The organism is Kineococcus sp. GCM10028916, assembly GCF_042674865.1.
In the GTDB taxonomy this organism is placed as follows: Bacteria; Actinomycetota; Actinomycetes; order Actinomycetales; family Kineococcaceae; genus Kineococcus.
In genome coordinates, this window is record NZ_JBHTFM010000001.1 from 441,164 (window position 1) to 454,709 (window position 13,546).

The window sequence follows — 13,546 nt, forward strand, 5'->3', positions numbered from 1 at the left end:
GGGGGCTCCAGGGGTCAGGCGGTCGGAGTGGGCGTGCGGTCCCAGGCCTCGTGGACGAACGCGCCGGCGATCGCGGTGGCGCGCACGCGCAGCGAGCCCAGTTCGGTGGCGGGCACGTCCAGGGGGTTGCGGTCGAGGACGACGAGGTCGGCGTCCAGGCCCGGGGTGAGCGTTCCGCTGACGTGGTCGAGCCGGTTGGCCCGCGATGCGCAGCGCGTGTAGCCCTGCAACGCGGTGAGCACGGGCAGGCGTTCCTCGGGCAGGAGCGGGTCGTGCTGGGACCGCTGGTCCAGGGCGTGCGGGTCCGCCGGCGGGGCGGTGCGGTTGACGGCGGTGTGGATGCCCCACAACGGCGTCGGGTCCGAGACCGGCCAGTCCGAGCCCATCGCCAGGGTGACCCCGGCCCGGTGCAGCGCCCCGAAGACGAAGTGGTGGTGCTGATGACCTTCGTCCAGGTAGGGCAGTTTCGTCTCGACCAGCACGGGGTCCTGGCGCGCCCACAGCGGCTGGACGTTGGCGATGACCCCGAGGCGGGCCATCCGGTGGACGTCGGCGGGGTCGATGAGGTCGATGTGCGCGATCTGGTGCCGCACTTCCCTGACGTCCCTGCTTTCCCTGATGTCCCGCCCGTGCAGCGTGGGGTCGACCGAGAGTTCGATCGCGTCGAGGCACTCGGCGACCGCACGGTCGCCGACGGCGTGCAGGTGCAGGTCGAAACCCGCAGCAACGAGGTCGCGCACGTTCTCCGCCAGCACCTGGGGGTCGAAGAAGCTCAGCCCGGTCTCCTCCGGACGACCCACGTAGGGGCGTTTCACCGCCGCGGTGAGGTTCTCGCACACCCCGTCCTGGACGATCTTGACGGCGGTCGCGGTGAACCGTCCCACCGCCGCGGCCCGCCGGGCGATCAGCCGGGCCACGTCGTCGCCAGCCCCACCGCGCGGCCACCACAAGGCGCCGGTGACGCGGGAGCGCAGCCAGCCTTCCGCGGCCGCGGCGCGGTAGGTCTCGTAGTTGTCGGGCAGCCCGAGCGCCTCACCGATGATGGCGTCCTGCCACGCGGTGACGCCGGCGGCGTGCAACGTCGACTGGGCCCGGCGCAGTGCCTGCCGCAGCCGTTGGGCGTCGGGGAGGGGACGCACGCGGTGGACGAGGTCGACAGCCCCCTCCAGCAGCAGGCCGGTGGGCCGGCCGGCACCGTCACGGACGATCCGCCCGTCCGCCGGGTCCGGGGTGTGCTCGTCCAGGCCGGCCAGGTCCAGGGCCCGGGAATTCACCCACAGGCTGTGGCAGTCGTGGCTGGCGAACGCCGCCGGGCGCTCGGGCACGAGGTCGTCGAGGAACTCCCGGGTGGGGAAACCTCCGGCGAAGACGTCGCCGTACCAGCCGGAGCCCTCGACCCAGGGACCCTGGTGGTGCGCCGCGAACGCGGCGATGGCGCGCCGGTACTCCTGCGCGCCGTGCACCCCGGACAGGTCGCAGTCCAGCTGCTGCAGCCCGCCGGCGATGGCGTGGACGTGGGCGTCCTGGAAACCGGGGAGCACGGCTCCGCCGGCGAGGTCGACGACCTCGGTGCGGGGGCCGCGAGTGGCCAGCAGTTCCTCACCCCCGACGGCCTGGACCTTCCCGTCCGCGACGGCCAGGACGGATGCGGTGCGGTCGCCGTCCATGGTCAGGACGGTGCCGCCGCTGAAGATCAGGTCGGGAGCAGGAGTCACGCGCTCGTCCCGTAGGAGATCCACGTCGTCTTCAGCGCCGTGTACTCCTCGAAGGCGTGCAGGGACAGGTCACGGCCGAACCCGGACTGGTTGAAACCCCCGAACGGGGTCGTGACGTCGAGCGCGTCGATGCAGTTCAGCGACACCGTCCCGGCCCGCAGCTGGGAGGCGACACGGTGAGCACGCGAGAGGCTGTCGCTCCACACCGAGGCGGCCAGGCCGTAGGACGTGTCGTGCGCCAGTTCCAGTGCCTGCGCCTCGGTGTCGAAGGTGAACGTCGCCAGCACGGGCCCGAACACCTCCTCGGTCGCGAGACGTGAGCGCGGATCGACGTCGGTGAAGACCGTGGGTTCCACGAACGTGGTCCGCGGGCCGGCGACCCCACCGCCGGTGCGCAGGGTCGCGCCGCTCTTCCCGTCGGCGATGAGGTCGAGGACCTTCTCGGCGTGACGGTCGGAGACGAGCGGGCCCATGCCCGTCGCCGGGTCCAGGGGGTCGCCGGGACGGAAGGCCTCGGCCCGCTTCACCACCAGGTCGAGCAGTTCGTCGGCGACGGAACGCTCGACGATGAGGCGGGAGTTCGCCGAGCAGACCTCACCGGCGTTGAAGAAGATTCCTTGGCACACACCGTCGGCGACGGCCTGCAGGTCGGCGGCGTCGGCGAAGACGAGGTTCGGGCTCTTGCCCCCGCACTCCAGCTGCAGGCGGCGGATCCGCGTCTCGGCCGCGTAACCCAGGAACATCCGCCCGACCTCGGTCGAGCCGGTGAACGCCACGGCGTCGACGTCGAGGTGGCGGCCCAGGGCGCGTCCGACGACGGCGCCCTGACCGGGGACGACGTTGAGGACCCCGGCGGGCAAGCCGGCCTCGAGGGCGAGTTCGCCCAGGCGCAGGGCGGTGGAGGGGGACTCCTCGGCGGGCTTGAGGACGGCGCTGTTGCCGGCGGCCAGGGCCGGGGCGAGCTTCCAGATCGCCGTCTCGAGGGGGTAGTTCCACGGGACCACGGCGGCGACGACGCCCACGGGTTCGCGGCTGATCACGGCCAGGTTGCCCGCGGCGGTGGGTGCGACCTCGCCGTAGACCTTGTCGATCGCCTCGGCGTACCAGGCGAGGATCGCCGCCGCGCCGGGAACGTCGATGGTGGAGGTGTCCGCGATGCGCTTGCCGGTGTCCAGGCTCTCCAGGACGGCGAGCTCGTCGGCGTGGGCGAGGATCAGCTCACTCAGCCGCAGCAGGACGCGCTTGCGCTCGGCGGGGGACTGCCCGCGCCACACCCCGCGGTCGAAGGCGTCGCGGGCCGCACGCACGGCACGGTCGACGTCGGCCTCGGAACAGTCGGCGACCTGGGCGAGTTCGTGTCCGGTCGCCGGGTCGACGTCAGCCTGGGTGCGGCCGTCCCGCGCCGCGACGAGATCGCCGGCGATGACCGCCAGGGTCGGGTGGCTCACCTGCTCGGCGAGGTCGTGCCACTGCTGAGCGGTCTTCGTCATCTCGTTCTCCCACTGTCCGGCCGCGGATCTCGGCGCCACGCGGCGCGTCCCGATCGTCTGCGATCCTCTGGATGCCCCCGCTGCCTGGGAAGACTAGGCATCCCCCACCCAGCGCTCAACGCGGGTTTCCCGAAGCACTGCATCAGGAATCCAGATGCGAAACCTGCCCGTAACCGGCCGAGGATCGACCGGGTGGCTCCCTCGATCGATGCACTCGACGTTCGGCAACACCTGCCCCGATCCAGCGGTAGCATCGCGGCGGCCCGAGGAGGGGACGTGGCACGCAAGCCCGACGTGACGCTCACGCAGTTGCGGTACTTCATCGAGGCCGCCACTTGCCTGAGCATGACGGTGGCCGCCCAGCAGCTGCTGGTCGCGCAGTCGGCGGTCTCCGCCGCCGTGGCGCAGCTGGAGGCCCAGGTCGGGTCCCAGCTGTTCATCCGCCAGCGCTCCAAGGGACTGGCGCTCACCCCCGCCGGTCGACAACTGCTGGGCGACGCGCGCGCGGTGCTGGCCGGGCTCGACGAGGCCCTGGACGCGGCCCGCGGACTCGACAACCAGGTGCGCGGCACCATCCGCATCGCCTGCTTCGTGACGATGGCCCCGTTCCTGCTCGCCGACGTGCTCGCGCTGGTGGAGGAGGAGCACCCGCACCTGGAGGTGCAGGTCCTCGAGGTCGACGCCCACGGCGCCCGGGACGCGCTGCGCTCCGGTCAGGCCGAGATGGTCATCAGCTACGACTTCGGCTACCCCGACGACGTGCGGCGCGAGACGATCGCGCAGGTGCCGGCCCACGTGGTGCTGCCGGCCGCCCACCCCCTCGCGGCCCGGGCCCGGATCCCGCTGCGGGAGCTGGCGCACGAGCGGATGATCCTGCTCGACCTCCCGCACAGCCGCGAGTACTTCCTCTCCCTGCTGGCCACCGCCGGCGTCGAGCCGGTGATCCGCCACCGCTCACACGGCTACGAGACGGTGCGCTCACTGGTGGCCAAGGGTCACGGCTACTCGATCCTCAACCTGCGCCCGCGCCACGACCAGACCTACGACGGGCGCGCAGTGGTCACCCGGGCCATCGCCGACGACGTCCCCGCGCTGCCCCTGGTCATCGCCTCCCTGGCCTCGATGCGCACCACGGCCCGCGCCCAGGCCGTCGCCGACGCCGTCAGGGTCGTGGTGGGACGCCAGCTCAGCCACCGCGACTGACCGCCTCCGTGTTTCGCCCACGTTTCCGGTGGATGTCACCCGTGCTTCATCGTGAGAACAGATGCAGCGCAACTGAGACGGCTGTTTGGCGCGAAGGGCTGGGACGCGGATCCTGATCGCGCAGCGGCCGACGCGCCGCTCCGAACGAAGGAGCCAGGTGTGAAGGACGACCGCACGGCGAACCTCGAAAGCACCCGTTCCAGCGGGGTCGAGGCCCGGACCATCGAGCACATCCCCGAGACCGAACGTCACGGCAAGACGCGGAACCTGTTCACCATCTGGTTCGGCGCGAACATCATGCTCCTGACCATGGCCAGCGGTGCCATCGCCACCGCCGTCTACGGCCTGCCGCTGTGGGCCGCGATCCTCGCCGTCGTCGTCGGCAACGTCGTCGGCGGCGTCGTCATGGCGCTGCACGCGGCCCAGGGCCCGCAGTTGGGCATCCCGCAGATGCTGCAGACCCGGGCGCAGTTCGGCTCCTTCGGCAGCCTGCTCGTCGTGGTGATCGTCGTCCTCATGTACACGGCGTTCTTCGCCTCCAACCTCGTCCTGGGCGGCCAGGCGCTGGCCGGACTGGTGCACCTGCCCACCAGCGCCGGCGTCGTCGCGATCGGCCTGGTCAGCGCCGTCGCGGCCATCGTCGGCTACCGCCTGCTGCACGCGCTCGGGACGATCATGTCCGTCCTGGCCGGGGCCGCCTTCCTCGTCCTGATCGTGTGGTGGACCGTGGTGGACCCGTTGCCGTCCTCGGTCCTCACCTCGGGCTCCTTCAACGGGGTCGGGTTCATGGCCACCGTCTCCATCGCCGCGTTGTGGCAGATCGCCTACGCCCCCTACGTCTCGGACTACAGCCGCTACATGCCCAAGGACACCGGTGTGCGGCCGGCCTTCTGGGCGACCTACCTCGGTTGCGTCCTGGGGTCCGTCATCGGGATGGCCGTCGGAGCCGTCACCGGCGCAGCGCTGCCGGACCTCAGCACCCCCGACGCCCTGCGCGAGACCGCCCCCGGCATCTCCTCCGCGCTCATCGCGATCTTCGCCATCGGCCTGACCGTCTCCAACGGTGCGAACCTCTACTGCGGCAGCCTCGCCAGCATCACCGTGGGCCAGACCCTCTTCGACGACTGGCGTCCCGGGCCGCGGGCGCGGACGGTGGCGACGCTGGCGATCTACGTCGTCGCCCTCGTGCTGGCCATCGCGACGGCAGACGACTTCCTGGTCAACTTCTCCAACTTCATGATCCTGCTGTTGTGCGTCCTCATCCCCTGGACCGCGGTCAACCTCGTCGACTTCTACCTGTTGCGCCACGGTGAGTACCACCTGCCGTCACTGTTCGAGCGCAACGGTGGCATCTACGGACGGGTCAACGCGATCGCGGTGCTCTGCTACGTCGTCGGGATCGCCGTCCAGCTGCCGTTCCTGGTCACGGCGTTCTTCACCGGTCCGATCGCGAACGCCCTCGGTGGTGTCGACGTCTCCTGGATCGTCGGGCTCGTGGTGATCTGCCCCTTGTACTACGTCCTCATGCGTCGCCGGCTCACCGCGACCGCCTCTGCCGCCGCCCCCGCCGCCACCGCCGCCCCTGTCGTCGGCGCCACGCCGGCCGCCACCCTGGACTGAGGAGAAACCGTTGTCGGTCGTCGAAACCACTCAGGACGCCCCGCACCACGAGTTCGACGTCCTGGTGGTCGGAGGAGGAACCGCCGGGTGCATCGTGGCGGCCCGCCTCTCCGAGGACCCCGCGCTCACCGTGGGCCTGCTGGAGTGGGGGCCGAGCGACGTCGACGAACCACGGGCACTGCAGATCGCCCGCTGGCCCGAACTGCTCGAGAGCGAGTACGACCTCGACTACGCGTCAGTACCGCAGGAACGCGGGAACTCCACCATCCGCCAGACCCGGATGAAGCTGCTCGGGGGCTGCTCCAGCGTCAACACGATGATCTCCTGGAAGCCGCTGGCCTCCGACCTGCGGGAGTGGGTCGCGCTCGGGGCGCTCGGCTGGGACGCCGACACCGTCCTGCCCTACTGGGACCGGGTTCAGGCGCCCATCACCCCCGTCGCCCCGCAGCACCGCAACCCCGTGGTGGAACTGAGCATCCAGTCCGCCGTGGCCGCCCTCGGCGTCCCGCGCAGGCACACCTGGAACGACCTGCCCGAGGGCGAGGACCTCACCTGCGGCGCAGGGTTCTTCGAGATCGGCTACGACCCGGCGACCGGGGTGCGGTCCTCGGCCTCGGTGGCCTACCTGCACCCCGTGCTGGACCGGCCGAACCTGCACGTCGTCCTGGGTCGGCGCGCGGTGCGTCTCGTGGTGGTCGACGGCCGCGTCAGCGAGGTCGTGACGCTCCGCGACGACGGGATCGAGGAACGCTTCTCCGCGACGCACGAGGTCGTGCTCAGCTCCGGCGCCATCGACACCCCACGGTTGCTGATGCTGTCCGGGATCGGCCCCGAGGACGTCCTCACGAACGCCGGCGTCCCCGTGGTCCTCGACCTGCCGGGCGTGGGGGAGAACCTGCAGGACCACGCCGAAGGAATCACGATCTTCGAAGTCGACCTCGACGTCCCCGACGTCCGTGCCACCGACTGGGACGCGGGCGTCCTGACCACCGTCGACGACGGGGCCGACCGCCCCGACGTCCTCGTGCACCTGCCCGTCACCACCGTCGGCGACCACGTCGAGGCGCAGGGGGTGGAACTGCCCACCCGCAACGTCTCGATGGCCTCGAACGTCGCCAAACCCCGCAGCCGCGGCCGGGTCTGGATCGACTCCGCCGACCCGGACGCACCGCCCCGGATCGACTACCGCTACTTCACCGACCCCGACGCTCACGACGAGCGCATGCTCGTCGCCGGGGTGCGTCTCGCCCGGCGCATCGCCGCCGCCGAACCGCTGGCCGGGCACGTGCTGCGAGAGGTGTTCCCCGGACCCGACGCGCAGAGCGACGAGGAGATCTCCCGCCGCGAACGTGCCGTGCACCAGACCGTCTACCACGTCTCGGGCACCTGCAAGATGGGTCTGCCCGAGGACCCGCGCAGCGTCGTGGACCCCTCGCTGCGGCTCATCGGGCTGGAGAACCTCTCCATCGTCGACGCGTCGGTGTTCCCGACCCTGACTGCCGTGAACCCGGTGGGAACCGTGATGGTCCTCGCCGAGCGGGCGGCCGATCTCCTCCGTACGCGCATCTGAACCGCCGATGCGCCGCAGGTGGAACACCTGTTTGAACGGTGCTGCCGTCCGGATCAGGATGGCGGCGTCGACCCACTCCCGCTCGACCCACACCGCATGACCCACTGAACGGAGTTCGGCGTGCCCACCGAAGAGATCGAGGTCCTCGTCGTCGGCGCGGGACAGGCGGGGATCGCCATGAGCGAGCACCTCGGCGCCCGCGGGATCCCGCACCTGGTGCTCGAACGCGACCGCATCGCCGAGAAGTGGCGCACCGGGCGCTGGGACTCCCTCGTGGCCAACGGACCCGCCTGGCACGACCGCTTCCCCAACCTGGAGTTCGACCAGCTGTTCCCCGACGTCGGTCCCGACGGGTTCGCGACCAAGGACCAGGTCGTGCAGTACCTGGCCACCTACGCCGAGAGGATCGAGGCCCCGATCCGTGCGGGCGTCGAGGTCCACGCTGTGGTGAAGAACCCCGGCCGCCCCGGGTTCACCGTCGAGACGTCGCAGGGCGTGGTCCACGCGCGCTACGTCGTGGCCGCGACCGGCGCGTTCCAGACGCCGGTCATCCCGCCGATCGTGACCGCCGACGCAGGCATCGAGCAGATCCACTCCAGCTCCTACCGCAACCCGCAGCAACTGCCCGCGGGCGCCGTCCTCGTGGTCGGGGCGGGGTCGTCGGGCGTGCAGATCGCCGACGAGCTGCAACGCTCGGGCCGTCAGGTGCACCTGTCCGTCGGACCGCACGACCGTCCGCCGCGCAGCTACCGCGGCCGGGACTTCTGCTGGTGGCTCGGGGTCCTGGGCAAGTGGGAGATGGCCACCCCGCCGGCCGGTGCCGAGCACGTCACCATCGCCGTCAGCGGCGCGCGCGGCGGGCACACCGTGGACTTCCGCGAGCTCGCGGCGAGCGGGATGCGCCTGGTGGGGCGCACGCAGTCCTGCGTCGACGGCGTCGTCCGCTTCGGGAGCGACCTGCGCCACAACATCGAGAGCGGTGACGCGAACCTGCTCCAGCTGCTGGCCGAGGCCGACGCCTACGTCGAGCGCAACGGTTTGGACCTGCCGACCGAACCCGAGGCCGGAGTCCTCGGACCGTTGCCGGTGGATGCGCAGACGCCGGTCACCGAACTCGACCTGGCCGCCGCGGGCGTCACCACCATCGTGTGGGCGACCGGCTTCGTCTCCGACTACCGCTGGCTGCCCGGCGGCGCGCTCGACGAGAACGGCCGGCCGAAGCACTCGCGCGGTGTGTCGGCTGAACCCGGCGTCTACTTCCTCGGCCTGCCGTGGCAGTCCCGCCGCGGATCCAGCTTCATCTGGGGGGTGTGGCACGACGCGGCCCACCTCGCCGAGAGCATCTCCATCCAGCGCGGCTACCTGCTGCCGACCTCCCGCCCCACCCTCACCACCAGCGGAGCACTCTGATGCCCACCCACACCCGCATCCGCCCCTTCAACACCCAGGACACCTACCCCGAGCAGAACCTCGACAACGACCTGTGCCAGGCCGTCGTCGCGAACGGGGTCGTGTACCTGCGCGGGCAGATCGGCCAGGACCTCGACACGCGCGAGTCGGTCGGCGTCGGCGACGTGGAGGCGCAGACGGAGAAGGCCATGGCCAACATCGCCATGCTCATGGAGGAGGCCGGCGGTTCGATCGCCGACGTCGTCAAGGTGACGGTGTACCTCGTCGACGTCCGGTACCGCGAGGTCGTGTACCGGACCATGGGCCGCTGGCTCAAGGGCGTCTTCCCGGTGTCGACGGGCATCGTCGTGCACTCCCTGGCCCGGCCGGAGTGGCTCGTCGAGATCGACGCCACCGCGGTGCTCTCCGGGAACGTGCAGTGACGTTCTCGCTGGTCGTGCGCGAGGAGGCGAGCGGTGCCTTCGGCTCGATCATCAGCTCCTCCTCCCCGGCCGTGGCCGCGCGGTGCGTGCACCTGCGCGACGGTGTCGGTGGAGTCCACTCGCAGAACGTGACCGACCCCCGGCTCGGGCCGAAGCTGCTCGACCTCCTCGAGCAGGGCAGACCCGCGGCCGACGCGCTGGCCCGACTGCTCGTTACCGAGACGAGCGCCGAGTGGCGCCAGCTGCTCGTCGTCGACGCCGCGGGAAGGACCGCGATCCACTCCGGTGGCCGGGCCCTGGGGATCGTGGGCGAGCACGCGGCGCCGAACGCGGTGGCAGCCGGGAACATGTTGGCCACCCCGGAGGTGCCGCAACGCCTCGTCGAGGGTTTCCTCACCGCGCAGGGTTCCCTGGAGCGCCGCCTGCTGGCGGCGTACGAGGCCGCGATGGCCGAGGGTGGCGAAGCCGGCCCGGTGCACTCGGCCGGGTTGTCCGTCGTGAACGGCTCCGGCTGGCGCGTCACCGACCTGCGCGTCGACTGGAGCGATCACCCCTTCGAGGACCTCGCCGACCTGCTCGACGTCTGGGAACCCCAGCGCGACGACTACGTCACCCGCGGACTGGACCCCGACGCGGCCCCCGGCTACGGGGTGGCCGGGGACGAGCGGTGAGCAGCGCCAGGGACGCCGCCGCGCAGGCCGTGGAACGGGCGATGCCCGCGCTCGTCGACCTGGCGCAGCGGCTGCACGCCCACCCCGAGGTCGGCTGGGCCGAGCACCAGGCGTCCGTGTGGGTCGCCGCGGAGCTGGCCGATGCGGGGTTCTCCGCGACGACGGGCGCCTTCGACCTGCCGACGGCCGTGTTCGCCACCGCGGGAACAGGATCGCGGCGCATCGGGGTCGTCGCCGAGTACGACGCGCTGCCCGGCCTCGGACACGCCTGCGGGCACAACCTCATCTCCGCGACCGCCGTCGGCACCGCCCGGGCCCTGGCCGCCGTCGCCGACGACCTCGACCTCACGATCGAGGTCTACGGCACCCCGGCCGAGGAGGGCGGCGGTGGCAAGATCGAGATGCTCGAGCGCGGTGCGTTCACCGGCCTCGACCTCGCCCTCATGGCGCACCCGGCCCCGGCCGACGTCGCCCGCGCCGAACCCTTCGCCGTCGCCCACTCCCACGTGGAGTACCGCGGCAAGTCCGCCCACGCCGGCGCCTACCCCGACCAGGGCGTCAACGCCAACGACGCGTTCGTCGTCGCCCAGGTCGCGATCGGGTTGCTGCGCCAGCAGTTGAGCACCGGCTCCCGGGTGCACGGCATCGTGACCCACGGCGGGCAGGCGCCCAACGCGATCCCCGACCGCACCGAGGGCCGCTGGTACGTGCGCGCGGAGTCCCTGGCCGATCTCGCCGTCCTCGAGGAGCGGGTGAACCGCTGCTTCGAGGCCGGGGCGCTGGCCTCCGGGGCGAGCCTGACCATCACCCCTGAGAGCAAGCCCTACTCGGAGTTCCGCACCGACGAGGCGGCCCTGGCCGCCTACGAGGCCAACGCGACCGCCCTGGGACGGCCGTCGGTCACCGGCGGGGGCGTGGCCCGCATGAACCGCGCCTCGACCGACATGGCCAACGTCAGTCGGGTCGTGCGGGCCATCCACCCCTACATGCGCGTCGACAGCCACGGCGCGGCCAACCACCAGCCGGAGTTCGCCGCCGCGTGCGTCGGGGCGTCGGCGGACGCGATGGTCCACGACGCCGCGACGGCGTTGGCGTGGACCGTCATCGACGTCTTCGGCCCGCTGCCCTGACGACGGGGCGACGGCCACGGCCTGGTCCGTCGTCGACCCGATCGGTCCGTGAGGGGTCAGGCGGTCGCGTACCGGTTCGCCGGCCGGGCCAACCCGAGGTTCTCCCGCATCGTCCGGCCCGGCCAGTCGCGCCGTACGAGACCGCGGTCCTGCAGGATCGGCACCACCTGCTCGACGAAGTCGTGGATGTCGCGCGGGGCGTGCTGGAACGTCAGCATGAAACCGTCGGAGCCCCCCGACCGCACCCAGTCCGTCATGAAGTCCGCGACCTGCACCGCGGTCCCGGTCATCGCCGCCGAACTGCGGGTGTACCGCATCGCCACTTCCCGGAGGGTGATCCCGGAGCGGATGAGACCGGCTATCTCCTCGAAGTAGACCCGGTGGTGGTTCGCGCTCACGGGGATCCTCTCCAGCGGGACGGGTTCGTCCAGCGGCAGGTCGAACAGGTCCGTCTCGAGGTCGTTGACCAGCGCGATGAGCCGGGCCTCGATGGGGACCAACGCCTCCATCTCGGCCCTCTTCTCGGCGGCGTGCGCCTCGGACTCGCCGATGACGGCGGAGAACCCCGAGAGCACCTTCAGCTGGTCGGGTCCACGGCCGAAGCGTGGCATCCGTCCCTTGAGGTCGTCGTAGAACTCCTTCGCCTCGCCCAGGTCGGTCCCGGTGCCGAACACGATCTCGGCGGTCTCCGCCGCGAACTCCTTCCCGGGCTCCGAGGCCCCGGCCTGGATGATCACCGGGTGGCCCTGCGGGGACCGGGCGACGTTGATCCCGCCGTGCACCCGGAAGAACTCGCCGTCGTGGGAGACCGGGTGCTGCTTGGTCTTGTCGAAGAGTCGCGCACCGGGTTTGTCGTAGACGAAGGCGTCGTCCTCCCAGGTGTCCCAGTAGGCCTTGACGACCTGCAGCGACTCCCGCGCCTTGGCGTAGCGCTCGGCGTGCGGCGGCAAACGGTCGAGGCCGAAGTTCCTGGCCGCGTAGTCGTTGGCCGACGTGACGACGTTCCACGCGGCACGACCGCGGGAGATGTGGTCGAGGGAGGCGAACTGCCGGGCGATGTTGAACGGTTCGAAGAAGCTCGAGGAGACGGTGGCACCCAGGCCGATGTGCTCGGTCGCCATGGCCACGGCCGAGAGCAGCGTTACGGGTTCGAGGGCGTTCATGTACAGCGGCGACTGGGCCCAGGCGTCCAGGTTCTCCGTCCGGACCGCGGGGGTGTCGGCGATGAAGAACAGGTCGAACATCCCGCGTTCCAGCAGCTGGGCCGCCTCGACGTAGTACCGGACGTCCGTGGGGTGGGAGGGCCGGGAGTCGGGGTGTCGCCATGAGGACTTCGAGTGACCGTGCGGCTGGAACAGGGCGCTGAGGACCATCTGTCGGGTGCTGCTCACGTCTCGGACCTCCGTGTCGTGGGGCCGTGCGAGGTTTCGCGCGGTGGGTTCTGCCGGCTCGTCGGACCTCACGGGGGAGGCCGGCCGTCGAGGCGTCGCGACAACGCTCGCGCCGTCTGGATCACCCCGTGCGACAGCGTCTCGAGGGCCGCGTCGGACGCGTCGGCGCTGGGCAACGAGACGGTCACGCTCGCCATCGGCAGTCCGTCCCGGTCCACCGCGGCGGCGGCGATGCAGGTGATGCCGTTCGTCACCGCCCCGGCTTCGACGGTGTGGCCGCGCTTCCGGTCGGCCCGCAGCAGGTGCAGGAGTTCGGCCGGCGTCCGGGGGCCGAGTCCGGTGCGGTCGACGAAGCTCCCGGGCGGTGCGAACAGCGCCTCGACCCGGTGGTCGGGCAGCAGGGCGAGCAGGCTGCGCCCCGACGCGGTCAGGTGCGCCGGCAACCGCACGCCGACGGCGGTCACGAGCTCCGTCCGCCGTCGGGGGCCGTCCTCCCTGAGCAGGTAGAGGATCTCGTTGCCGCGCAGGATGCCGAGCTGCGCGGTGACCTCGGCTCGCCGGGCGAGCCGGCTCAGCAGGGGCCGGGCGAGGTTCTCCAGCGGCTGCTGGCGCAGGTAGGCCGATCCGAACTCGAAGACACCGACCCCGAGGGCGTAGGCGCGCAGTTCCGGCAGATGGACGACGACACCCTCGTCGACGAGGACCTGCAGCAGTTGGTAGGTGCTGCTACGCGGGGTCCCCAGCGCCTGGGCGATCTCCCCGGCGGTGAGCGCGCTCGTGCTCGACGCGAGGACGCGCAGGGCAGCGATGGCGTTGCGGGCCGCGGGGACGCGCGGGCCGAGCAACGGTGTGGCCGTGTCCGACATCTCAGATCCTCTCCGCCCGGCCCCGACCGGGACCCGGGGCGTGTGGAACTCGCGGTCC

General features: G+C 71.6%; 11 protein-coding genes. 7 read left to right on the plus strand and 4 right to left on the minus strand.

All coding sequences use genetic code 11. The features are described 5' to 3' along the window. Positions 1 to 14: 14 nt before the first annotated feature. Positions 15 to 1,715, minus strand: a complete 1,701-nt coding sequence (locus tag ACFQ46_RS02140; protein WP_380256698.1) for an amidohydrolase — start codon at positions 1,713 to 1,715, stop codon at positions 15 to 17. Beyond that, positions 1,712 to 3,205 carry an aldehyde dehydrogenase gene (locus ACFQ46_RS02145; protein ID WP_380256700.1) on the minus strand — a complete coding sequence of 498 codons (1,494 nt, stop codon included), beginning with the start codon at positions 3,203 to 3,205 and terminating at the stop codon, positions 1,712 to 1,714. The genes ACFQ46_RS02140 and ACFQ46_RS02145 overlap by 4 nt, the downstream gene beginning before the upstream one ends. A gap of 276 nt (positions 3,206 to 3,481) precedes the next feature. Here ACFQ46_RS02145 and ACFQ46_RS02150 point away from each other — a divergent pair, with 276 nt between their 5' ends. From ACFQ46_RS02150 to ACFQ46_RS02180, 7 genes are all read left to right on the plus strand, one after another. Continuing rightward, complete coding sequence (locus ACFQ46_RS02150; protein WP_380256702.1) at positions 3,482 to 4,408, plus strand: LysR substrate-binding domain-containing protein; 927 nt, start codon at positions 3,482 to 3,484, stop codon at positions 4,406 to 4,408. Positions 4,409 to 4,567: 159 nt separating this feature from the next. Further along, entirely contained in the window at positions 4,568 to 6,028 is a 1,461-nt protein-coding gene (locus ACFQ46_RS02155) for a purine-cytosine permease family protein (RefSeq protein ID WP_380256704.1), read from the plus strand. 10 nt (positions 6,029 to 6,038) lie between these two features. Then, positions 6,039 to 7,598: a GMC family oxidoreductase gene (locus ACFQ46_RS02160; protein WP_380256706.1), complete on the plus strand. Its 1,560-nt coding sequence runs from the start codon at positions 6,039 to 6,041 to the stop codon at positions 7,596 to 7,598. A gap of 120 nt (positions 7,599 to 7,718) precedes the next feature. Continuing rightward, the gene (locus tag ACFQ46_RS02165) at positions 7,719 to 9,008 is read left to right on the plus strand and encodes a flavin-containing monooxygenase (RefSeq protein ID WP_380256708.1); all 1,290 of its coding nucleotides are present in this window, start codon (positions 7,719 to 7,721) and stop codon (positions 9,006 to 9,008) included. After that, the gene (locus ACFQ46_RS02170) at positions 9,008 to 9,430 is read left to right on the plus strand and encodes a RidA family protein (RefSeq protein WP_380256710.1); all 423 of its coding nucleotides are present in this window, start codon (positions 9,008 to 9,010) and stop codon (positions 9,428 to 9,430) included. The genes ACFQ46_RS02165 and ACFQ46_RS02170 overlap by 1 nt, the downstream gene beginning before the upstream one ends. Further along, positions 9,427 to 10,101 (plus strand): DUF1028 domain-containing protein, encoded by a 675-nt coding sequence (locus ACFQ46_RS02175; protein WP_380256712.1) that lies wholly within the window; start codon positions 9,427 to 9,429, stop codon positions 10,099 to 10,101. The genes ACFQ46_RS02170 and ACFQ46_RS02175 overlap by 4 nt, the downstream gene beginning before the upstream one ends. Before the next feature lie 41 nt (positions 10,102 to 10,142). After that, positions 10,143 to 11,231, plus strand: a complete 1,089-nt coding sequence (locus tag ACFQ46_RS02180) for an amidohydrolase (RefSeq protein ID WP_380256804.1) — start codon at positions 10,143 to 10,145, stop codon at positions 11,229 to 11,231. Between the two features lie 56 nt (positions 11,232 to 11,287). Here the strand turns inward: ACFQ46_RS02180 and ACFQ46_RS02185 are convergent, their stop codons facing one another. Further along, positions 11,288 to 12,622 (minus strand): LLM class flavin-dependent oxidoreductase, encoded by a 1,335-nt coding sequence (locus ACFQ46_RS02185; protein ID WP_380256714.1) that lies wholly within the window; start codon positions 12,620 to 12,622, stop codon positions 11,288 to 11,290. A 68-nt stretch (positions 12,623 to 12,690) separates the two neighbouring features. Continuing rightward, entirely contained in the window at positions 12,691 to 13,488 is a 798-nt protein-coding gene (locus ACFQ46_RS02190; RefSeq protein WP_380256716.1) for an IclR family transcriptional regulator, read from the minus strand. Between the last annotated feature and the right edge of the window lie 58 nt (positions 13,489 to 13,546).